The following is a 15041-nucleotide window of genomic DNA, read 5'->3' on the forward strand; positions in this document are numbered from 1 at the left end:
GGGGGGATCCTCACGGGGTCGGTGATTGTCTACCCTGATCCTATGGGTGACACCGAGTCCGTCCGCGGATACCCGAGCCACTGGGAGGCCGACGTCGTGCTGCGCGACGGCGCCACGGCGCGACTGCGCCCCATCACGCCCGACGACGCCGCCGGGCTGCAGGACATGCACGCCCACCAGTCCGAGGCCTCCATCTACCTGCGGTACTTCACGTACAAGTCCGAGCTGTCCCGCAAGGACCTGGAGCGCTTCACGACGGTGGACCACCGGGACCGCGTGGCCTTCGTGATCACGCGCGGAGGGCAGATCCTGGGCATCGGCCGCTACGACCGCTTCCCGGGCACGGACGCCGCCGAGGTGGCGTTCAACATCTCCGACGCCGCCCAGGGCCGCGGCCTCGGCTCCATCCTCATGGAGCACCTGGCCGTCGCGGCCCGCGAGTTCGGCATCCGCCGCTTCACGGCGGAGGTCCTGCCGGAGAACCGCAAGATGCTCTCCGTCTTCCAGGAGTCCGGCTTCGAGGTGGCCCGCCACTTCGAGGACGGCGTGGTGGCCGTCGAGTTCCCCATCAACCCGACCGCGCGGTGGCGCGCCGTGGTGGAGTCCCGGGAGCACCGTGCCGAGGCCCGCAGCCTCGCCGAGCTCGTCGCGCCCGAGTCCGTGGCCGTCGTCGGGGCCTCCCGCGACCCGCAGTCCGTGGGCTCGATCGTGCTGCGTCACATCCTCGAGGCCGGCTACACGGGCACGGTGCACGCGGTGAACCACGCGGCGGAGCAGGTGCAGGGCATCGAGGCGCACGCCGCGCTCGCGGACGTCGGCGAGCCCGTCGAGCTCGTGGTCGTGGCCGTGCCCGCGGACGCGGTGGACGACGTCGTCGCCGACGCCGCCGCGATCGGCGCGAAGGGCCTGCTCGTGCTCACCTCCGGGTACGCCGACGCCGGCGCGGCCGGCCTGGAGGCGCAGCGCCGCCTCGTCTCCCGCGCTCGCGCCGAGGGCATGCGCGTGATCGGCCCCGCCTCCGCCGGGCTCGTCTGCACCGATCCGGCCGTGCGCCTCAACGCCTCGCCGTCGCCGGGGCTGGCGAGCCGTGGCCCGGTGGGCCTGTTCAGCCAGTCCGGCGCCGTGGGGGCCATGGTCTCGGCGGGCGTCAAGCGGCGCGGGATCGGCGTGTCCACCTCCCTGAGCGCGGGCAATCGGGCGGACGTCTCCGGCAATGACGCGATGCAGTTCTTCGAGGACGACCCGCACACCGCCGCCGTGGGCGTCTACCTGGAGTCCTTCGGCAACCCGCGCAAGTTCTCGCGGATCGCGCGGCGGCTCTCACGCACCAAGCCCGTGGTGGTGGTCCGCTCGGACGTGACCGGCCGATTCCTGCCCCCGGGCCACGAGACGCGCACCACGCAGGCGCCCGCGGGCGCCGTGGACTCGATGCTGGACCAGACCGGCGTCCTCGAGGCCTCCACCCACGACGACATGCTGGACGTGCTCATGGCCGTGGCCTCGCAGCCGCTGCCGACGGGCCGCCGGGTGGTGCTCGTGGCCGACTCCCTGGCCCTGGACCGCCTCACCCGCGACGCGGCCGCCGAGGCCGGGCTCGACGTGATCGAGACCCTGGGCCTGGGCGACCGCGAGAACGGCATCGCCCCGCTCGAGGAGCAGCTCGTCGCCTCGGTGCGCGCGGCCGTCGCCCACCCGGAGGCGGACGCCGTCGTGGTCGTCGGCCGCCTCGGGCTGCACCAGGGCGAGGACGAGCCCGAGGAGCTGGCCCGCGCCCTCGCGGAGATGACCGCGGGCGCGGCCGTGCCGGTGGCGGTGTGCCTCACGGACGTGGTCTCCCCGCGCTACTCCGCCGCCACCCTCGGTGCGTCCGGGCCGCTGCCCGACGACGCCGAGCCGGGCTCCCTCCAGGCCGGCGTGCCGTTCTACCCCTCGCCGCAGAAGGCCATGGCCGTGCTCGGCCGGCTGGCCGACTACGTGGACTGGCGGCGCGAGGAGGCGGGGGAGCCCCTCGAGCCCGCCGGCACGGACCTGCACGCGGCCGAGTCGCTCGTGGAGGCCGCGGCGGCCCGCGCGGCGGGCACGGAGCTCGTGCGCCTCACCCCGGAGGAGACGCAGGAGCTGCTGGGCCACTACGGGATCGACGTCCTGCCCTCCGTGCGCTTCTCCACTGCGGAGGAGGCCGTGGCCGCGGCCGAGGAGCTGGGCTTCCCCGTGGCGGTGAAGGCCGTGGACCCGCACCTGCGCCACCGCCTGGACCTCGGCGGCGTGCGCCTGAACGTGGTGGACGCGGACTCCCTGCGCCGCAACGTCCAGCAGATGCGCGGCGTCCTCGAGCCCTTCGGCGTCACCGAGCTGGAGGTGCAGTCCATGGCCCCGGCCGGGCAGGCGTGCATGGTCACGGCGCTCGAGGACCCGCTCCTGGGCCCGGTCGTCTCGTTCGGGATCGCCGGAGACGCCACGGACCTGCTGGGGGACTGGGTGCACCGCGTGCCGCCCCTGACGGACCGGGACGTGGCCCGCATGGTGCGCGCTCCCCGCGCGGCCGCCAAGCTGGAGGCCACGGGCGGGGTGCCCGCCGTGGACCTGGCCGCCCTCGAGGACCTCGTGGGGCGAGTCAGCGTGCTCAAGGACGACCTCCCGCAGGTCGCTCGCCTGCGCTTCGCTCCCGTGCTGGCCTCGCCCGAGGGCGTCACCGTGCTCCAGGCGGAGGTGGACGTGGCCAACGCCGCACGGCGCACGGACTCCGCGCGCCGCGCGCTGCGGGGTGACTGAGCGCGGCCCTGCGGACGGCGGCTCCCGCGGGCCTCGCCGTAGCATGGACCCCATGACCCCGCTGCGCAGGAATCACGACTCCGGCCACCAGGACCCCCGCCACGGGGGCCGTCCCGAGGGCCCTGACGCCCGCACCGGGCACCGCACCGTGGACGCGGCCGCCACCCTGGGCGGCTCCCTCGTGCGCGCCGGCTTCTACCCGGAGCTCGTGGCCCACGCGATCGCCCAGGAGCTCGAGGGGCGCGCCGTGCTGGCGCACCTGGTGCACGTGGACACGCACTTCGACTACGACGAGATCCACCGGCACATCACCGTGCTGGTCCTCGCCGCGGACGTGCTGCTCGCCGTCCACCTCGACGACCATGCCGCCGACCCGGAGGGCCAGGCCGTGCTGGCCCAGGTGTCCACCGAGCTGGTCCCGCTGACGGCGATCGCCTCCGTCCTGCTCACCACGGGCCACGCCGATCCGGCCCGCTTCCACCCCTCGGACCCGGTGGCCGAGGTGACGCTGGGCGTGCAGTGGGCCGGAGGCCAGCGCCTGGACCTGCAGCCGGCCGGCTGCGCCGATCCGCAGTGCGAGGAGGACCACGGCTACACCGGGACCGCAGCACGGGAGGACCTCGTGATCCGCGTGGCGGCCGACGCCGAGGGCCAGGCCGCCGTGGACGGCGCCGTCGTCTTCGCCCGCGCCCTGCGCCGCGCCCACCTCCGGGCGGCCGCGTGACGGGGGAGTCGGCCCCCACCTCCCCGCAGGCGCCGGGCGGCCCGGCCGTCCCCGCCGGCGTCGTCCCGCCCGAGCGTGCCCTGCGCTCCGTGCTGGTCTCCGCGGCGGCCGCCCTCGGGGTGGAGGGGATGACCAACGCGCTCGGCCTGCCGTCCACGCGGCGCGTCGTCGTGGCCCTCGTGGACGGGCTGGGCCGTGCCCATCTCCGGCGCTTCGGCGGACACGCGCCCACGCTCCGCGCGGCGATGGCGGACGGCGGCCGCGTGCTCCAGGCGGCCGTGCCCACCACCACCGCCGCCTCGCTCACGAGCCTCGGCACGGGCCTGGAGGTCGGGGAGCACGGGATCGCCGGCTACGACGTCCTGGACCCGGAGCGCGGCGTGGTGGTCAACCAGCTCGGCGGCTGGGACGAGGCCACGGACCCGCTGGCCTGGCAGCCGCACGCCACCGTGCTCGAGCGCGCGGCCGCCGCCGGCGTGGACACGGTCACGGTCTCCCTGCCGGCCTTCGAGCACTCGGCGCTGACCCGCGCGGGCCTGCGCGGCGGCCGCTTCGTGGCGGGGAGGGGACTGCTCGCGCGCGCCCAGCACGCCGAGCGCATCCTGAAGGACGCCCGCGAGCCCACCCTCGTGTACGTCTACGCGAACGAGCTGGACAAGGCCGGCCACCGCCACGGCGTGGGATCGCCGCAGTGGCTGCACGCCCTCGAGGAGGTCGACTCCGCCCTGCGCCGCCTCCTCGCGCGCGTCCCCGCGGGCACCGTGGTCCTCGCCACGGGCGACCACGGCATGGTGGACGTGCCCGCCTCCCGGCGCGTGGACTACGCCGCGCTCGACGACGGGGGCGCGCTGCTCGATCCCGCGCTGCTGGCCGGGGTGGCGCACACCGCGGGGGAGCCGCGTCTCGTGCAGCTGCACTTCCGCCCCGACGCGGACGAGGCGGTGCGCGAAAGCACCCGTGCCGCGTGGTTCGAGCGGTACGGGGCGCACGCCTGGGTGCTCACCCGGGAGGAGGCGGTGGCGGCCGGATGGTTCGGGGAGCGCGTGGAGGAGCGCGTCCGCGGCCGCATCGGGGACCTGCTGATCGCCGTCCACGGGGACCTCGCGCTCTACGACGGTCGCCGCGTGGAGCCGACCGCCTTCGCGATGGTCGGGCAGCACGGGGCGCCCACGCGCGCCGAGCGCGAGGTCCCGCTGCTCACCTGGGTGCGCTGAGCGGACCCGCCTCGGCGAGGCGCGGCTCAGTCGCCCTTGCGGCCGAAGACGATGTCGTCCCAGCTGGGCACCGACGCGCGGCGCGAGGCCGAGCGGGAGCGGGGCCGCGGCGTGGGGGCGGGCATCGCGGGGCGGCCCGGGGCAGGGGTCGACTCCGGCGTTCCGGCGATCGCCTCGGCCTCGATCTCGGCGGTCTCAGGCTCGGCGACCTCCGCGTCATCCCGGTCGTCGGCGACGTCGGCCGTGGCGGCGCGGACCTGGGCGACCTCGTCCTGGGCGCGGCTGACCTCGCGGTCCACCTCGGCCTCGGTCACCTCGGACGACGCGGCGTCGTGTGCCCCCGGCGCGCGGCGGGCGTCCGCCGCCTCCGCCGCGGGATCCGGGAGGGACGGGCGCAGGGGCGTCGGGGCCGCGGTCCGGCGCTCCGCCGCGTCGCGGGCGATCAGGTGGGCCAGGGCGTCGTCCGAGGCGACGTCCGCGCCCACGCGCTGTCCGCGGCGGGCCCGGAGGATCTCCAGGAGGTCGGCGTCGGGGTCGGCCGCGGGGGTGTGGGCGCCCAGCGGGGTCACCGCCGCCTCCGCGTGGTCCACCGGAGCGTCAGGACGGCGGCCCGCCGCCGCGGGGGCGTCCGCATCGGCGGCCTCGGCGTCGGTCTCGGAGGACGGGGTCCGCGGAGCCGGCGGCTCGGGGAACACGTCCCACGCCTCAGCATCGGAGAGCATCCGGGCCCACGCGTTCTGCGGGTCCAGGTGCCGCCCCACCGGGCGGAACGTCCACCGCGCGGGCGGCTCCTCCGTGGTGGGCCGGGTGCGCAGGCCGGTCGCCGCGAACTGCGCGGTCACGGTCCACTCCCCGGAGGGCTCGCGCCATGCGTCCCACTCGAGTCCGCCCGCGGGGGCGCCCAGCTCGCGCAGCCGATGCTCGGCGAGCTCGCCCAGGGTGCTGGGCCCGCCGTCCTCGATCGCATCGGTGTACAGATCGGGGCCGCCGACCCAGATCTCCGTGCCGCGCGCCTGCTGCGCCACGTAGCCGCGCTCCGCGAGGACGGGGAAGCCGTAGCTGCGGATGCGGGCGAAGGGGTTGCCGCTCTCGCGGGCCACCTGCTCCACCGAGGCGCCCGCACGGATGCGCTGCTGGATCTCCCGCGGCGAGAGCGGCGGGGCCTCCTGGGAGGCCGCGGCGCGCACGTCCTCCTGGTCGGCCAGGGGAGCGGTGGGCGTGCCGGACGCGGTGCGGCGCTCGCCCTGCGCGGCGGGGCGGACCGCGGAAGAGCGGGTCATGGAGGGGCGCGGCGCGGCGGGCTCGCCCGGCGTCAGACGCGCTTCCACGGGGGAGACGGCGGGCTGAGGGGAGCCCGTGAGGGCGGACGTGGCGGTGAGCGGGGCCGCAGACGGGGCGCCGGCGGTCGGCGGCAGGGGCGCGTGGGAGGCCGCCTCCGGCTGGAGGGGAGGCGTGATGCGCGGCGCCAGGGGGCTGGGGCCGGTGCGGCGGGGCGGCTGCGCCTCCTCCTCGGAATCGGGGCCGCCGGTGACCTCGTCGCCGGACGCGTCGTCGGGGCTCTGCTCGTCGGTGCCCTGCTCGTCCCCCCGCGGGGCGTCCTGCGCGGGCTGCTCCTGAGGCTCGGCGTCCTCCTGCTCCATGCCCTCGAGCACGAGGCGGCGCAGGTAGACGGAGAGGGGGAGGGAGTGCTCCTGCCCGTCCGCGTCGGCCAGGCGCAGTGCCCGGCCGTCCTCGGTGGGTCCGGTCAGTCGCAGCTCTGCCATGGCGGTGGTCCCTCCCACATCGTTCTCGACCGGTCCGCGGCGTGTCCGCGGGCGCGGGCGAGGACGGCGCGGCCGGCGTCGGGCCTCTGCTGATCCTAGCGGTCCGGCCGCGGGGAGCCGCGGTGCGAGCGCGGCCCGCGGCCATTTGGTTCCCGGCGGCCCGTGGTGCACAATCTACGCGCAACGGCGCAGGATGACGGCGGGCGCTCCCCTCGGGGGTCCCGATCCGCTGCCCGCACCGGCATCGGTCCCGATGCCGTACCCCCACCAGCGGAGCGTGAGAACCACACCATGGCCACGGACTACGATGCCCCTCGCAAGAACGAGGAAGAGCTCGGCCAGAATTCCATCGAGGAGCTGAAGGCGCGTCGCACCGACACGCAGTCGGCCGTCGTGGACGAGGACGAGACCGAGGCGGCGGAGGGATTCGAGCTGCCGGGGGCGGACCTCTCCGGCGAGGAGCTCATGGTGCGGGTCCTGCCCGCGCAGTCCGACGAGTTCACGTGCGCCTCGTGCTTCCTGGTGCGCCACCGCTCGCAGGCCGCGCGCGAGAAGAACGGCGAGCTCTACTGCACCGACTGCGAGGGCTGAGCCCTCACCCGTCCTCGGCGGCCATGCGGCCGCCGAGGACCGCCACGAGCTCCTCCGGCCTGCGGGTGCTCGTGAGCCAGTACGGCGTCCGGTCCCGCTCGTCCGTGATCTGGACGCGCACGACGGGGGAGATCCACCCGCGCACCGTCACGTAGGCCAGTCCGTGCAGGTGCGGCCCGCGCTGCTGCCGCGCCGACTCGCCGCGATGTCCCGTCACCGCGCCGATGTGACGCCGCTCGATGCTCGCGCGGCCCACCTGCAGCGTCCGCTCGCGCACCGTGATCCGGGGGGTTCCGGTGATCAGCAGGAGTGCCTCGATCCCGAAGAAGACAGCCGCGGCGATCAGCCCCACGACGATGTCGATCGGCGCGAACACCAGGATGGCCAGTCCCGCGAGCATGAGGGCCACGATCCACACGCCCGGTGACGGGGAGAGCCGCTCCTCGTAGACCACCGGGTCCGGGCCGCCGGCCACCGCGGGGGCGGGCTCGGCGGAGAGGGGGCGGGCGGCGTCATCGTGGGGCTCCTGCATGTCCTCCAGCTTCCCACATCCGGCCGCCCGGGGGCCCCGACGCGGCTCGGGTAGAGTCCTGCCACGTGAGTGACCCCGCCGAGCTTCCCGTGCCCCTGCGCGTCCTCGATCCTGACCTGCCGCCCCCCGCGTACGCCCAGGACGGCGACGCCGGCGCGGACCTGCGCACCACGGTGGACGTGACGCTCGCCCCGGGGGAGCGGGCCCTCGTCCCCACCGGCGTGGCGATCGCGCTGCCCCAGGGGTACGCCGGCTTCGTGCACCCCCGCTCCGGCCTGGCGGTCCGCCACGGCCTGGGCGTCGTGAACGCCCCCGGCACCATCGACGCCGGGTACCGCGGCGAGATCATGGTGCCGCTCATCAACCACGATCCGGCGGAGCCCCTCACCCTGCACCGCGGGGACCGGGTGGCCCAGCTCGTGGTCCAGGCGGTGGTCCAGGCACGCTTCGAGCCGGTGGACGCCCTGCCGGACTCCGTGCGCGGCACGGCCGGATTCGGATCCACGGGCGGATTCGGCGCGGGCACCACCGCGCCGGCCGCCGACGTCGACACTCCCGGGAGGACCTCGTGATCTTCGGACGCAACCGCACCGCGCGCCACGAGCAGGTGACCCTGCCCGAGCATCTGCTCGACGAGCGCGACCTCGCCGTGGCCGCGGCCGCCGGCGACGCCGCCCGGGAGGCCGAGCGCGGCCCCCACGACGTGACGGCCCGCCCGTCCGCCACCGGGTACATCGACCTGGGCGCGCTGCGCGTGCGCGCCGTCCAGGGCATGAAGCTGCGGCTCGACCTCGAGGACGCCACGCGGCGCATCGTGGCCGTCACCGTGACCGTGGGCGGCTCCGCGCTGCAGATCCAGGCCTTCTCCGCGCCGCGCGCCGCCGGACTGTGGGACGACCTGCGCGCGGAGCTCGTGGACGCCCTGGGCTCCTCCCCGGGCGCCCACGTGCAGGAGCAGGCCGGCGCCTTCGGCCCCGAGCTGCTCACCCGCATCCCCGCCGAGATGCCGGACGGCTCGCCGGGCTGGAACGTGGCCCGCTTCGTGGGCGTGGACGGCCCCCGCTGGTTCGTGCGCGGCGTGTTCCACGGCGAGGCCGCCTTCCGGCCCGACGCCGCCGGACCGCTCGAGCAGGTCTTCTCCGACCTCGTCGTGGTCCGCGGCGAGGGGCCCCTGCCTCCCCGGGAGCTGCTGCCCCTGCACGCCCCGGCCAACGCCCAGCCCGTGCAGCGCCGCCGCCGTCCGGCCGAGGGCACCGAGACCGCACCGACGGCGCCGTCCGGCGAGCAGCCGGCCGGGGGCGCGCCCCTGCCGGAGCGCGGCCCGGAGATCACGGAGACCCGGTGAGCCCCGCGACCGCGCCGGTGGCGGTCCTGCCGCCTCCCGCCGGGATGGTGGACCGCCTCGGCGTGGTGGTCGCCGTGACCATCCCCGGCGCCGACGACGCCACCGTGTTCCGCGCGGAGCTCGCCACGCGGCTCCCGGAGCCCGGACGGGCCGAGCCGCTCGCCGTCATCCGGCTGGTGTGGCACGGGCGGCGTCGCGTGCCCGGCGTGATGCCGGGGGAGTGGCTGCGCATCCGCGGCCGCGTCGTGGAGATCGACGGCGTCCCCACGCTGCACAATCCCGAGTTCGACCTCGTGGACGGCCCGACGGCCGTCCGATGACGCAGGAGGCACCCATGAACCGGCCCGCGACCCGCCGCGACCCCGGCGCGCCGGACTCCGCCGCCGCCCTCGGCCGCGGCGCGAGGCTCGACGAGCACGGCCGCCTGGACCCCCTGGCCAGCGTCGGCGGCTGGCGGGGGATCGTGGAGGCGTCCCTGCCCACGTTCGTCTTCATGGTCGGGTACGTGCTCACCCAGCAGGTGTGGCCCTCGGGCGTGGCCGCCGCGGGCGTGGCCGTCCTCATGGGCGTGGTCCGGCTCGCGCAGCGCCAGTCGCCCGCGCAGGTCCTGGCCGGGCTCGTCGTCGTCGTGCTCTCGGTGGCGGTGGCCCTGACCACGGGGCAGGCCCGGGACTACTACCTCTGGGGCTTCATCACGAACGCCGGCTACGGCCTCGCGTTCCTCGTCTCGATCCTCGCGGGCTGGCCCGTGGTGGGCCTGATCCTCGGCCTCGTGCGCGGGGAGGGGACCGCATGGCGTGCGGACCCCCGCCGCCGGCGCGCCTACGCGGCGGCTACCTGGGTGATGGTGGCCGTCTTCGCGCTGCGGCTGGGCGTGCAGGTGCCGCTCTACCTCGCGGACGCGGCGACGGCCCTGGGCGTCGCCCGTCTCGTGATGGGTCTGCCGCTCTACGCGCTGGGGCTCTGGCTGGCCTGGTCCGTGAGCGCGCCCTCGCCGGGCTCGCCCGCGGAGGAGCCCGGTCCGGCCGGCGCCGCCGCCGTCGACCCGGCGTCCTCACGCTGAGGCGCCGCGGCCTCCCCGACCAGGAGACGCCGCAGGGCCGTCTCGGCCGCGGCGGAGACGAGCAGGAACAGCTCGTCTCCGGCCTCGAGGACCTCATCCGGGGTGGCGGCGCGCGGCGTCCCGTCCCGCACGACGGCCACGAGCGGGGCCTCCGCCGGCCAGGACACCGTCCCGACGCGACGGCCGACGAGCCAGTGCGCCGCCGGGACGCGGAACTCGGTGAGCGCCGTGCCGCCCGCCTCGAGGCGCAGCAGGCGCACGAGGTCGCCGGTCTCCACGGCCTCCTCCACGAGCGCGGTCATGATGGACGGGGTGGACACGGCCACGTCCACGCCCCAGGACTCGTCGAAGAGCCAGTCGTTGCGGGGGTTGTTCACGCGGGCGACGGTGCGCTGCACCCCGAACTCGCTGCGGCCGAGCAGGGAGACCACGAGGTTGGCGCGGTCGTCGCCCGTGGCGGCCACGAGGACGTCCGCCTCGAGCGCCCCGGCCTCGCCGAGCATGACGAGGTCGGTCGCGTCCCCCACGAGGGAGCGGGCACGGCCGACGTCGGCGCGCCGGACGACCTCCGGGCGCAGGTCCACCACGGTCACGGCGTGCCCGTGGGCGCACAGCTCCCGTGCGATCGAGGCGCCCACGGCGCCGGCCCCTGCGATGACGACCCTCATGAGCGCTCCTCCTCGTCCTCGTCCGGCTCACGGGCCTTGCCCTGCAGCGCGGCCTCGACCGCGTCCCGCCGGTCCACGGGGTACACGCCGTGCACGACGTCGCCCTCCTGCAGGCGCTCGACGCCGGCCGGGAGCATCCCCTCGCCGAAGCGGGTCAGGTAGGCCACGCGGATCCCGGTCATCGACTCGACCTCGGCCAGGCGCCGCCCCCACCACGAGGGGTGGGGGACGAGCTCCGTGATGATCAGGCGGCCGGAGGGGTCGCGCTGCTCCGCGTCCGCGGCGCCGGCGGGCAGGAGGCGGTGCAGCACCTGCTCCGCGGTCCACTGGATGGAGGCCACCGTGGGCACGCCGAGGCGCTGGTACACCCGCGCGCGCTCGGCATCGTAGATGCGCGCCACCACATGGTCCACGTGGAAGGTCTCGCGGGCCACGCGCGCCGCGATGATGTTGGTGCCGTCGTCCGCCGTCACGGCCGCCAGGCCCTGGGCCTTCTCGATCCCGGCGCGGCGCAGCACGTCGCGGTCGAAGCCGATGCCCGCCACGAACTCGCCCGAGAAGTCCGCGGGGAGGCCGTCCTCCGCGCGGGCGTCCCGGTCCACCACGGCCACGGAGTGGCCCGCGACGTCCAGGGTGGCCGCGAGGCGTGAACCCACGCGGCCGCCGCCGACGATGACGTAGTGAGCCATGGCCTGTTCGTCCCCTTCCGGATCGGTGCGGGCGGCGCCCGCCCGGGGACCATCCTCGCACCGCCCCGGGCGCCCGCGGGAACGGGCGGGGCATGGCGGTGCGGGGCGGGGGTACCGTGGTGCGGTGACGACGCTGTCAGCAACCCTCCGCCGGGCACTGCTGGGACGACCCGTGGCCTCCACGGACGCCGCCGCCCCGCGCATGCCCCGGTGGCGCGCCCTCCCCGTGACCTCCGCCAACGCGCTCTCCTCCCTGGCCTACGCCCCGGACGAGATCATCCTGACCCTCGTGGCCTCGGGCACCGCCGCCCTCGCGCTCGGGCCCCTCGTGGGCTGGGCCGTCGTCGCGGTCATGGTGCTCATCGTCGCCTCGTTCCGGGCTGCCGTGGTGGCGCTGCCGCACGGGGGCATCTACCGCATGGCGCGCACCAAGCTGGGACCGCGCGCCGGGGTGCTCGCCTCGGCCGCCCTCCTGCTGGACTTCGTCTTCACCGCCGCCGTGTCCCTCGCGGCCTTCGCCCACTACGCCGCCGCCCTCGTGCCCTCGCTCGCGGAGCACCGCATGGCGGTGGCGTGCACGGCCCTGGGCCTCGTGCTGCTCCTGGCCCTGCGCGGATCCGACCGTGGCCGGGGCCGGCGCATCCTGCCGCTCGTGGTGGCCGCCTTCGTGCTCCTGCTGGCGGGCATGGTGGGGGCGGGCCTGTGGCAGGACGCGGGGGGCACCCTGGGCCAGGCCGTGACCGCGGGACACACGGTGGACGGGTCCGGCGCCGGGCCCGTCGGCGCGGTGGCCACGGCCCTGCTGGCCCTGCGCGCCTTCAGCGCGGGCTCGGTCCTGCTCACGGGCGTGGAGGTCCCTGTCTCGGCCGCCCGCACGGTGGCGCATCCGGCCGTGCCCACCGTCCGCTGGCTCCTCACGATGATGGCCGCCGCCGTGGCGGCACTCACGGTCGGCGTCATGCACCTGGCCCACCGCACGGGCACCGTGGTGGCCCTGGACCCGGCCTCCCTGCGCGGCCCGGACGGCGCGCCGCTGCCCGAGGGCGCCGCGGCCCCGCCCGTGATCGCCCAGCTCGCGGCCGCCGTCTTCGGACCCGGGAGCCCGCTGGCCGTGCTCACCATCGCGGCCACCGCGCTCCTGCTGCTCTTCGCCGCGAAGTCCGCGTTCCGCTCCTTCCCGGCCCTGACCTCCCGGCTCGCCGACGACGGCTACCTCCCGCGGCAGATGCGCGTGCGCGGCGACCGCCTGGTCCACACGTGGGGCGTCGTGGCCCTCGGCGCCGCCGCGGCGATCCTGCTGCTCGTCTTCCGCGCCCAGACCGCCCTGCTCGTCCAGCTGTACGTGATCGGCGTCCTGCTGGCCTTCACCCTCGCCCAGACGGGGATGCTGCGGCTGTGGCGCCGCCGGCTCGCGCACACCCCGGGCACGCGCGCCCGCGCCGCGGTGCGCCTGCGCCTCGGCATCACCGCCGTCGCGCTGGGCGTCACCGCGCTCGCCGGCGTCGTCGTGCTCGTGACGCGCTTCACGCAGGGGGCGTGGGTGGCGCTGCTCACGATCGTCGTGGGTGCGCTGGTCATGGGCCGGATCCACCGGCACTACGCCGCGGTGGGCCGCGAGCTCACCCCGGACGCCCACGACGACGCCCGCGCCCTGCCCTCGAGGGTGCACGTCGTCGTCGTGGTCTCCACCCTGAACAGGCCGGCGCTGCGGGCCATCGCGTACGCCCGCGCGACCCGCCCCTCGTCCCTGGAGGCCGTGGTGGTGGACGCGGACCGCGCGGTGACGGAGCGGGTGATCGACGACTGGGACCGCGCCCGCATGCCGCTGCCGCTCACCGTGGTGGCCTCTCCCTACCGCGACACGGTGGTGCCGCTCGTGCGGCACCTGCGCGATCGCCGGCGCCTCTCCCCGCGGGACCTGACCATGGTGTTCATCCCCGAGTACGTGGTGCGGCCGGGATGGCGGACGCTGCTGCACAACCGCACGGCCACGCGGCAGAAGAACCGCCTGCAGCGGGAGGCGGGAGTGATGGTGGGCTCGGTGCCGTGGCAGATCCGCGAGGGCGAAGAGCCGGGACCGCGTTCCGCGGCGAATCTGCGAGAATGATGGGACCAGTCGACGCCCGGTGCAAGGTCTGCGGCGCGCTGCTTCGCGAGAGGAGTCATCATGGCCGTCACTGACGCCACCACGGACATCACCGAGGTCGGGAGGATCATCGAGGTCGAGGCCGGGCAGATGGCGCACGGCGGCCACTGCGTGGCGCGCCACGAGGGACGTGTCGTGTTCGTCCGGCACGCGATGCCGGGGGAGAAGGTCAGGGTCGCCCTGACCGAGTGCGACCCGGGAGCGCGGTTCTGGCGCGGGGACGCCGTCGAGGTCCTTCGGCCCTCCGAGTTCCGCCGCATCCACCAGTGGAAGCTCGCGGACGTCATGCGCGCGCACGCCTCGGGCCGGCCCCCCGTGGGCGGCGCCGAGTTCGGCCACATCGTGGTGCCGCACCAGCGCCGCCTCAAGGCCCAGGTCTTCCGCGACACGGTCGCCCGGATCGCCGGCGTGACCCTCGACCCCGAGGTCTGCTTCGCGGGCGAGGAGGATGAGCCCACGGGCCAGCACTGGCGCACGCGCACCGCGTTCGCGGTGACCCCGCAGGGCCACATCGCGATGCATGCGCACCGCTCCACCACCCTCCTTCCCGTGCGCAACATGCCGCTGGGCGTGCCGGCCCTGGACGCCCTGGCCCTGTGGGACTGGGACTTCACGGGGGCGGCCCGCGTGGACGTGGCCACCCCGGCCAACGGCTCGCAGCCGCTGGTGCTCGTGACGCCCACCCCGCAGACCGCGGCGGACGAGGCCAAGCTCGGCCGACTGCGCACCCGCATCCGGCAGACCGCGAACGCCTCCGCCGTCGAGGTGTCCACCGGCCTCGCCATGCCCGGTCCCAAGCGCCACTCGCCCGTCACCGTGGAGCGCATCACGGGCCGCACGTGGGTCTCGGAGACCGTGAGGACGGAGCGCGGCGGCGAGCGCCGCTTCCGCGTCACGGGCGACGGCTTCTGGCAGGTCCACCAGCACGCTCCGGCCACCCTCGTGGACGCCGTGCTCGAGGACGCGCAGGCGCAGCCCGGCCAGATGGTGGCCGACCTCTACGCCGGCGCCGGGCTGTTCAGCGCCTTCCTCGCCGACGCGGTGGGCCCCGAGGGCCGCGTCTACTCCGTCGAGGCCTCGCGCGGCGCGTCGAAGGACGCCCGCCGGAACCTGCTCGGCGCCGAGCAGGCGATCGTGCTCAACGGCCCCACGGACAAGGTCCTGGGCAGCTGGCTCAAGCACCCGGAGCGCGCGGTGGCCGACGGCGGCCTGGCCGACGCGGCCGTGGACACCGTGGTGCTCGACCCGCCGCGCTCCGGCGCGGGCCGCAAGGCCGTGGAGCGGATCCTCGCCCTCCGCCCGGGCCGCATCGTGTACGTCTCGTGCGACCCGGCCTCCTTCGCGCGCGACCTCGCGTGGCTGCGCGAGGGCGGCTACGAGGTGGAGCGCGCCCGCGTGTTCGACCTCTACCCGGACACCCACCACCTGGAGTCCGTGACCGTGCTGCGCCCGGCCGCGGACCTCGTGGCTGCGCCGGCCGTCGTGGAGACCCCCGCCGCCGAGTGACCCGCCGGACCCCACGGGGGCGGGGGGG

14 protein-coding genes are annotated in these 15041 nt (G+C 76.2%); 10 read left to right on the plus strand and 4 right to left on the minus strand.

Translation table 11 applies throughout. The annotated features are described in order from the left end of the window. The first annotated feature begins 42 nt into the window (after positions 1-42). From NJC10_RS09365 to NJC10_RS09375, 3 genes are read left to right on the plus strand one after another with little or no spacing between them, the layout of a single operon-like run. The gene (locus NJC10_RS09365) at positions 43-2772 is read left to right on the plus strand and encodes a GNAT family N-acetyltransferase (protein ID WP_319076172.1); all 2730 of its coding nucleotides are present in this window, start codon (positions 43-45) and stop codon (positions 2770-2772) included. Between the two features lie 52 nt (positions 2773-2824). Then, positions 2825-3496: a DUF5998 family protein gene (locus tag NJC10_RS09370; RefSeq protein ID WP_248115656.1), complete on the plus strand. Its 672-nt coding sequence runs from the start codon at positions 2825-2827 to the stop codon at positions 3494-3496. Further along, the gene (locus NJC10_RS09375) at positions 3493-4710 is read left to right on the plus strand and encodes an alkaline phosphatase family protein (RefSeq protein ID WP_319076173.1); all 1218 of its coding nucleotides are present in this window, start codon (positions 3493-3495) and stop codon (positions 4708-4710) included. Before NJC10_RS09370 ends, NJC10_RS09375 begins: the two co-directional genes overlap by 4 nt. 26 nt (positions 4711-4736) lie before the next feature. Here NJC10_RS09375 and sepH read toward each other — a convergent pair whose 3' ends face one another. Then, positions 4737-6473 (minus strand): septation protein SepH, encoded by a 1737-nt coding sequence (gene sepH, locus NJC10_RS09380; RefSeq protein ID WP_319076174.1) that lies wholly within the window; start codon positions 6471-6473, stop codon positions 4737-4739. 291 nt (positions 6474-6764) lie between these two features. Between sepH and NJC10_RS09385 the strand changes: the two genes are divergently transcribed. Beyond that, positions 6765-7064, plus strand: a complete 300-nt coding sequence (locus NJC10_RS09385) for a DUF4193 domain-containing protein (RefSeq protein WP_248115653.1) — start codon at positions 6765-6767, stop codon at positions 7062-7064. A 4-nt stretch (positions 7065-7068) separates the two neighbouring features. Here NJC10_RS09385 and NJC10_RS09390 read toward each other — a convergent pair whose 3' ends face one another. After that, entirely contained in the window at positions 7069-7596 is a 528-nt protein-coding gene (locus NJC10_RS09390; RefSeq protein ID WP_319076176.1) for a DUF3093 domain-containing protein, read from the minus strand. Between the two features lie 65 nt (positions 7597-7661). Here NJC10_RS09390 and dut point away from each other — a divergent pair, with 65 nt between their 5' ends. From dut to NJC10_RS09410, 4 genes are read left to right on the plus strand one after another with little or no spacing between them, the layout of a single operon-like run. Beyond that, the gene (gene dut, locus NJC10_RS09395) at positions 7662-8168 is read left to right on the plus strand and encodes a dUTP diphosphatase (RefSeq protein WP_248115651.1); all 507 of its coding nucleotides are present in this window, start codon (positions 7662-7664) and stop codon (positions 8166-8168) included. Next, complete coding sequence (locus NJC10_RS09400; RefSeq protein WP_319076178.1) at positions 8165-8941, plus strand: DUF3710 domain-containing protein; 777 nt, start codon at positions 8165-8167, stop codon at positions 8939-8941. The genes dut and NJC10_RS09400 overlap by 4 nt, the downstream gene beginning before the upstream one ends. Beyond that, positions 8938-9261, plus strand: coding sequence for a hypothetical protein (locus tag NJC10_RS09405; protein WP_248115649.1), 324 nt, complete (start codon positions 8938-8940; stop codon positions 9259-9261). Before NJC10_RS09400 ends, NJC10_RS09405 begins: the two co-directional genes overlap by 4 nt. A 14-nt stretch (positions 9262-9275) precedes the next feature. Next, positions 9276-10004: a DUF3159 domain-containing protein gene (locus tag NJC10_RS09410; protein ID WP_319076179.1), complete on the plus strand. Its 729-nt coding sequence runs from the start codon at positions 9276-9278 to the stop codon at positions 10002-10004. Here NJC10_RS09410 and NJC10_RS09415 read toward each other — a convergent pair. Continuing rightward, positions 9890-10672 (minus strand): potassium channel family protein, encoded by a 783-nt coding sequence (locus NJC10_RS09415; RefSeq protein WP_319076181.1) that lies wholly within the window; start codon positions 10670-10672, stop codon positions 9890-9892. The genes NJC10_RS09410 and NJC10_RS09415 overlap by 115 nt on opposite strands. Next, positions 10669-11361, minus strand: coding sequence for a TrkA family potassium uptake protein (locus NJC10_RS09420; RefSeq protein ID WP_319076182.1), 693 nt, complete (start codon positions 11359-11361; stop codon positions 10669-10671). The genes NJC10_RS09415 and NJC10_RS09420 overlap by 4 nt, the downstream gene beginning before the upstream one ends. A 124-nt stretch (positions 11362-11485) precedes the next feature. On the opposite strand from NJC10_RS09420, the gene NJC10_RS09425 reads away from it, so the two are divergent. Then, on the plus strand, positions 11486-13468 hold the full coding sequence (locus NJC10_RS09425) for an amino acid permease (RefSeq protein WP_319076184.1): 1983 nt from the start codon (positions 11486-11488) through the stop codon (positions 13466-13468). 60 nt (positions 13469-13528) lie between these two features. Further along, the gene (locus NJC10_RS09430; protein WP_319076185.1) at positions 13529-15013 is read left to right on the plus strand and encodes a class I SAM-dependent RNA methyltransferase; all 1485 of its coding nucleotides are present in this window, start codon (positions 13529-13531) and stop codon (positions 15011-15013) included. The last annotated feature ends 28 nt before the right edge of the window (positions 15014-15041 follow it).

The organism is Micrococcus sp. M4NT (genome assembly GCF_033790745.1).
Classification (GTDB): domain Bacteria; phylum Actinomycetota; class Actinomycetes; order Actinomycetales; family Micrococcaceae; genus Micrococcus.